Source organism: Coxiella-like endosymbiont of Rhipicephalus sanguineus, from assembly GCF_018687865.1.
In genome coordinates this window covers 25,347-31,543 of sequence record NZ_NIQB01000093.1, presented here as the reverse complement: position 1 = coordinate 31,543, position 6,197 = coordinate 25,347, and the positions used below count along the sequence as shown (strand labels likewise).

The window sequence follows — 6,197 nt, the reverse complement described above, 5'->3', positions numbered from 1 at the left end:
AATTTATATGATTGACTATATGTGATTGACTAATAAATTAATCATAGCTTTAGATCAGGCTACCTACCGACGTTTTATAAAAGTGGACTTAATAAACTTAGCGATTTTGGCTTAAATTGATTTTCATCCCGAAGCAGAATACAATATAGTCTATAGTTACAAAATTTCCTTATTTTAAGAGGAGGAACTTTTGATGCTTTCACTTTTTTGAAGAAATACGTCTTTATAAATTAAAAGAGAACTTACAATGGGTTAATTTTGAGAAAGTGGATGTGTTAAAAAGCTATCTGTTAAAAGTATTAAAGACAGTTTTAATATATAACAATCAGCCTTTCCCAGAGTTAGCTTTCTTGGAGACAGCGCCCTTAATTCGAGATTAAAAAAATCTCTCATCTTTGATCTTTGCTTGAGACTGCTTCGATTTGGAATCGATTAGACAATAAAAATGTATTTAACGGCATTCGGGTGAGCGGTAAACTTTTAATAAATAAATTGCGTTTTCGGTTTAAATTACGTTCGGTTTATTTAGCAGCATTAAATTCGGTGTATCAATTAAATTCGGCGTATCAAAAATAAAAAATAGTTAATCAATTATTTTAACTCAATGAGAATGTCAATAAAAGCAAGGATATTTATTTCGATAGCTTTGCTTTTAAGAATACTAAAAATCGATTGTATTTTTTTCACTAAGACAGCTAGAATTAGAAAGAATAGCGGATTATTGAAAATTAACGCCAGTATAGAACCGTGATTTTCTTCAAGAAGCGTTTGAGCGAATAGGAGAAAGCACCCAAGTATGAAGTTGACAGCTTATGATATTCGATGCTTTCTCTCTAATCCCTATTTTTCGTTATCACTATCTTCGAATATTACTTTATTTTAAAGATAAGAAATAATTAATTCAATTCTTTATGAAAGAAGAAAAAGTTTAGAAAAAATGGTAATAATTGTCATTTTTAGCCGAAAATATTTTTAGCGCTGCGTTTGATTTCTTGCTCCAGAAGTATCCTTATTGAAGTTGAAAACTAGAAGCAAAAGGTAAAATTTTTATTGAATTATTTAGCTAATGAATTTGAAATCGTTTTAGATCCTTAGTATGCTAATGAGTTAGAAACTAATTTTAATTCTTGAACAGCTGTCTTAGAAATTCTATGAGAACCTGGTCTGGGGGATGAGAAAATTTCCTAGGATCGAACTTTTAAAGTAGTTGCAGGAAATTCGATAAGACTCAAATACAGCCTAACCATACATTGTAATTTCCTGGAAGAATTTTAGAAATATTTTAAAGTGACAGGAGATTCAGAAGATATGGGACTCAATATAGGAGAATTTTACGAGATGATATATATAGTTCTAGTCCTACCTTTAGAGGAATTTTTAATAAATTTTTAGTTCAGGCAGCTAAAAGACTTGAAATCAATGTCTGGCGTATTCGTATCCAATCTGGCCGACGTAGCTTTGCTGATCTTGCAGAAAAAATTCTTGCAGCAAAAATTGTTTATTTGAATCCTAAAATTAAAGCTTTTGATGAGCGTTATTTGGGCGATGACCATTTTGGTGACCCCTCTAATGAGGGATAACCCTTTCAAAAACATCGCATGACAATTCATGACATCCTACACCCTCTTATTGGAATAGATGATTTAGATGTCGCCTAGAAAGAATAGGGAGCCTGTATTCGGCGCAACTCCGCTGTCAACAGACTGCATAGGGGCACTACTGTTTATTTATCGGATAAAATTATGTTTCAAGGAACTATCTCAAGTACGCCGCATTGTTTGGTATATGGAGTTTATATAGAAAAATTTTTTGAGAATTTTTAATGAATACCTTTATCAACTGAGTCTTTTTTAAATCAGTTCTTATCAATCTTTAAGAGTGAAGATGTGGAATTGATAGAGGAGCTGAGAGAATTTTTTTAGCATTACACGTAGAAAGTAAGATTTTCGCCTAGCTTTTTGATATTTAATTTCGTAATTTTATAACAGATGAAGTATAACGTTTAGAATTTATCTATTCAGAATTAGAAGACGTCATTTTAGAAAAAAGACAAGGAAATCTATCTTCTGAAAGATAGTATACATTATTTATCTGACGCGGGTATTATTCCAATTAAAAGAAAGCGATGTGTTTTACTTAAAATGTTGGAATTATTGACGAATAAAAAATTACCAGAAATTCTGGTAGAAAAAAATAGCTAATCAAAGTCTCATATTACAACTAGCAGATAAAATTTTTCAGAAAGCAAAGATGAATTATCCAAGATATCTGGCTAGAGTTTTTATTTTACTGGGTGATGCAGAGAGCCAAAGGCAATTACTGGGTTCCTGGGCTAAGAATGAGTCGAATAGTTTATTGGGAAGAAAGGCTACTTTCTAAAACTGTTTATTCTAAATTGTTGAATAGCAGTTATTCGTTTCTTTTCTTCTGTTTTTCTAGAGAAAAGCGATTTCTATAAGACAAATCTACTCCAAATCTAACCTCTGTCTGTTTGGACAATGTTTCCTCTTTCTTTTCTAAATTTTTGAAAGGACAACAACCCACTAAGGAACAAGAAAATATTAATGAAAATATTTGAAAAATACAAAAAGAAAATGAGCCTATCGAGGATGGGCTATGATTTTTGTGTTAAGTATGGGAGAACATTTTCCTTTAAATTAGATCTTACTAATTAAGCTTTTTAGTTAGAATGTTAATTAGTTAAAGGATTTTGATTTAAAGTTTAATAATCATGATTCATGAATATAAAAGAACGAGAATTGGACAAAGAGTTAAATCATTTATGGCGGGGAGAGCTGCTTTGCTTATATTCCAAAGCCCTTACCACCGAAACCTGAGCCGCAACTGGAGCTGATCTACCCCTTGTTAGATCGAGCCAATCTCGCCATTGGGCGGTTTGATGGCATTGGCAACATTTTACTAAATTATAGAATTATTTCTTTACATATATATTCGAAAAGAAGCCGTGCTTTTTTCTCAAATTGAAGGAACTCAATTCTCATTGTCGGATTTGCTAATGTATGAAAATGGAAAAGTGCCTGGTGTGCTAGAATACAATGTCCTAGAATACAATGTCATTGAGATTTCAAATTATGTGGCTGCTATGGAGTACGGCCTTAAATTTTTAAGTGAAGGCTTTCGACTGAGTTTGCATTTGATAAAAGAAATTCATGAAATTTTATTAAGTAAAGGTAGGGGCAGTGTCAAGGAACCTGGTGAATTTCGTACATCTTAAAACTGGATTGGCAGCACACGACCGGGTAATGCTACGGTTTACCCCCATGGCCTGAAAAATTCATCGAATTAATGGGAAAATTTGAGTTATTTTTGCATGACGAAAAACAGTTTTTACCTAGATTAGTCAGAGCTGCATTAGTTCATGTGCAGTTTGAAACTATTCACCCCTTTTTATAGATGTTAATGGCTGTTTAAGGCGATTACTAATTACCTTTATTTTTATATGTAGAAGGATTTAAATAAACCACTGCTCTATTTAAGCTTGTATTTTAAAACATATCGCGAGCAGTACTATGATTATTTACAAAGTGTTCGAGAAATAGGTGATTAGGAATCGTGGATTCGATTTTTTTAGAAGGTGTGATTGAGACAGCCAATTAAGCTGTAAAAAATACAAAAGATATCATTGAACTTTTTACGGAAGATCGCCAAAAAAAAATGAAGATCTAGGTAGACCATCCGCTTCTGCATTATTAGTGCATCATTATTTAGAAAAGCATTCTGTGACGGATATTGGAAAAATTTCAGCGCATTGCAATATCATGATTCCTACCGCGACAAAATCCATCAAACATTTAGAAACATTAGGTATTACTAAAGAAATTACAGGAAAAGAACGTTATATTTAGACATTCTAAGAAGGAATCAGTGATTTTTAATGTGAGACATTGCATTTACATTACATGGTGGAGGCGGCGGGAATTGAACCCGCGTCCGTAAATCATACGCCTTTGACCCTACATGCTTAGCATCGTCTATTATTTAGCTGACAACCACCCGACGTGCAGGGGAGATTGACAGCGAGCCCTGAAGTTTAACTTCCAAGTCATGGGCCATGCTTGAAAGCGAGCTTATAAAATATGACCATTAGACAGAATCTACAAGCTAATCCTGATAATGGGAGGCCGCGTTATTAGGCAGCTACAGCGTATTGTGTATCGTTTGCAGATATACAATTGCAACTGATGGATTTACGAGCCTCCGTTGCCGGCTCGGCATGCGTCTCAGGTTTCAGGATTCACGTCGAAGCCTGGTCGCCCCCGGACTTATCTCTTATTATCTCTTACTCTTATTATTATAGATTAGACAGGAGGGTATCGTAAAGCCGGCTAAAATCGTTTCATATAGTGATGACAGTAAGGTTCTTTCCCGGTCTTGCCGTAAATAGTCTTGATGGTACTCTTCAGCTCGCTAAAAAGTGCTAACGGGAACGAGGCGAGTGGCAACAGGGTAACCTTTTGCTATCAACTGCTTTATGGCTGTTTTGAGAATTTGTTTTTGTTGATTATCGTAATAAAAAATAACACTCTCGTATTGCTCTCCAATATCAGGGCTTTGTCCGTTCGTTTGCGTCGGGTTATGAATTTCAAAGAAATACCTGATAACTTTATCGTAATTAATTCGTTGGGGATCATATAAAACACGAATAGCTTCCACGTGTCCTGTCGTTCCTTTGCAAACGGCCTCATAAATCGCTTTCTTCATCTCCCCACCTGTATAGAGCCTACCTCTGTTTTTCAAACTCCCAGCAGTTGTTTGAAATAATAATCAACGCCCCAAAAAACAACCGCCTGCTAAAATCCCTTCTTTTGTATCGCGAACTTGATTATCGAACTTGATTATCAATAACAAAATCCAAACTCAACGAATTAACGCAACTCAACGAATTAACGCAATGATGGATATTTTTTGGCGTGAAGGCTTCTCCTTCAAAGACATGGCTCAAATCCGCATCGCATCCTTGACATCAAATTTCTGTGTGCTTCCCATCGGAGTCGGATAGCCGTTTTACAGTTCCTGCAATGCTGGAGTTCGTCGAAGCTTGGCCAGCCGCCGCAGTCAGAGTGAAATTTATTCTCTGAACGAAAGAATGCTAAATCACATTGACGGAAAAAAGCTAAGTTCCCCTGTGTCTGTCAGGGCGGTATATTCGCCCTGAAAAGCGGGTTCCGTTATCTGGTTACATGTAACCTGACGGACGGAGAGGTGGAAGAGAAGAACACTTATCCATGAGACTTAAACACCCGATGCTTTTCACGTTCCCATTCCCGACGTTTAATCGTTTCCCGTTTATCATGCATTTTTTTACCTTTAGCCAGAGCAATTTCAGCCTTAACATGATTTTTATGCCAATGAAGATCCAAAGGCACAACGGTAAGCCCCTCTTTTTGAACTGCGCCAAATAGCTTGCCAATTTCGCGCTTACTTAAAAGTAATTTACGAGATCGTTGAGGATCGGGTTTCATGTAGTCGGCCACATTAGGAAGAGGAGAGAAGTGAGCTCCGATTAACCAAGCTTCTCCAGCTTTAAAAATGACATAACCATCCCGTAACTGAACCCGTCCAACCCTAATACTTTTGACTTCCCAACCCTCTAGGACTAATCCCGCTTCTAATCGCTGCTCAATATGATAATCATGGAGCGCCTTTTTATTTAAAGCAATAATGCAGGGCGCAGATTTTTTTGTGATTTGCTTGTTCATGGCGTTGGCTATATTATCAGAACGATATGCCTGATATCAATAAAAGTAAAATAGTACCCTATGGGAAAAAAGAAATGTACAAACTAATAAGTGATATTGAATCCTACCCGCAGTTTGTTCCCTTTTGTAGCGATAGTCAAATCAATAGTCGTACGGACGATGAAATACGAGCAACGTTGTCATTTTCAAAAGGTGGGCTCAATAAATCATTCACTACCTTAAACCGCCTACAACCTCACAAAATGGTGGAAATACGTTTAGTGAACGGACCCTTCCGACAACTCGAAGGTTTTTGGCAGTTTAAAGCTTTGGAGAAAGGGGGTTGTAGAGTGTTGTTAGATTTAGAATTTGAGTTTTCCTCACGGTGGCTTACCTTGATGTTTGGTCCCTTATTCAACCAAGTTGCCACTATGCTAGTTGATGCCTTTTGTAAACGTGCTGATATTATTTATGGAAAAAATTCATGATTAAGAAAAA

General features: G+C 35.9%; 4 protein-coding genes, 1 other RNA gene and 1 pseudogene. 3 read left to right on the top strand and 3 right to left on the bottom strand.

From position 1 onward, the window contains the following. Positions 1-2,923: 2,923 nt before the first annotated feature. Complete coding sequence (locus tag B1F79_RS05425; RefSeq protein ID WP_308159745.1) at positions 2,924-3,235, top strand: Fic/DOC family N-terminal domain-containing protein; 312 nt, start codon at positions 2,924-2,926, stop codon at positions 3,233-3,235. 478 nt (positions 3,236-3,713) lie between these two features. Next, positions 3,714-3,866: a hypothetical protein gene (locus B1F79_RS05420; RefSeq protein ID WP_251366294.1), complete on the top strand. Its 153-nt coding sequence runs from the start codon at positions 3,714-3,716 to the stop codon at positions 3,864-3,866. A gap of 55 nt (positions 3,867-3,921) precedes the next feature. Here B1F79_RS05420 and ssrA read toward each other — a convergent pair. From ssrA to smpB, 3 genes and pseudogenes are all read right to left on the bottom strand, one after another. After that, positions 3,922-4,279, bottom strand: a transfer-messenger RNA (tmRNA) gene (ssrA, locus tag B1F79_RS05415). A 67-nt stretch (positions 4,280-4,346) separates the two neighbouring features. Continuing rightward, positions 4,347-5,248 (bottom strand): annotated as a pseudogene (locus B1F79_RS06650) (bifunctional methionine sulfoxide reductase B/A protein). Then, entirely contained in the window at positions 5,241-5,720 is a 480-nt protein-coding gene (gene smpB / locus B1F79_RS05400) for an SsrA-binding protein SmpB (RefSeq protein WP_251366292.1), read from the bottom strand. The pseudogene B1F79_RS06650 and the gene smpB overlap by 8 nt, the downstream one beginning before the upstream one ends. 26 nt (positions 5,721-5,746) lie before the next feature. On the opposite strand from smpB, the gene B1F79_RS05395 reads away from it, so the two are divergent. Continuing rightward, positions 5,747-6,187, top strand: coding sequence for a type II toxin-antitoxin system RatA family toxin (locus B1F79_RS05395; protein WP_251366291.1), 441 nt, complete (start codon positions 5,747-5,749; stop codon positions 6,185-6,187). Positions 6,188-6,197 lie beyond the last annotated feature (10 nt).

Excerpts from the sequence above, each read along its gene's own strand:
- smpB (WP_251366292.1), bottom strand. The coding sequence starts at position 5,720 with ATGAACAAGCAAATCACAAAAAAATCTGCGCCCTGCATTATTGCTTTA.
- B1F79_RS05395 (WP_251366291.1), top strand. The coding sequence starts at position 5,747 with ATGCCTGATATCAATAAAAGTAAAATAGTACCCTATGGGAAAAAAGAA.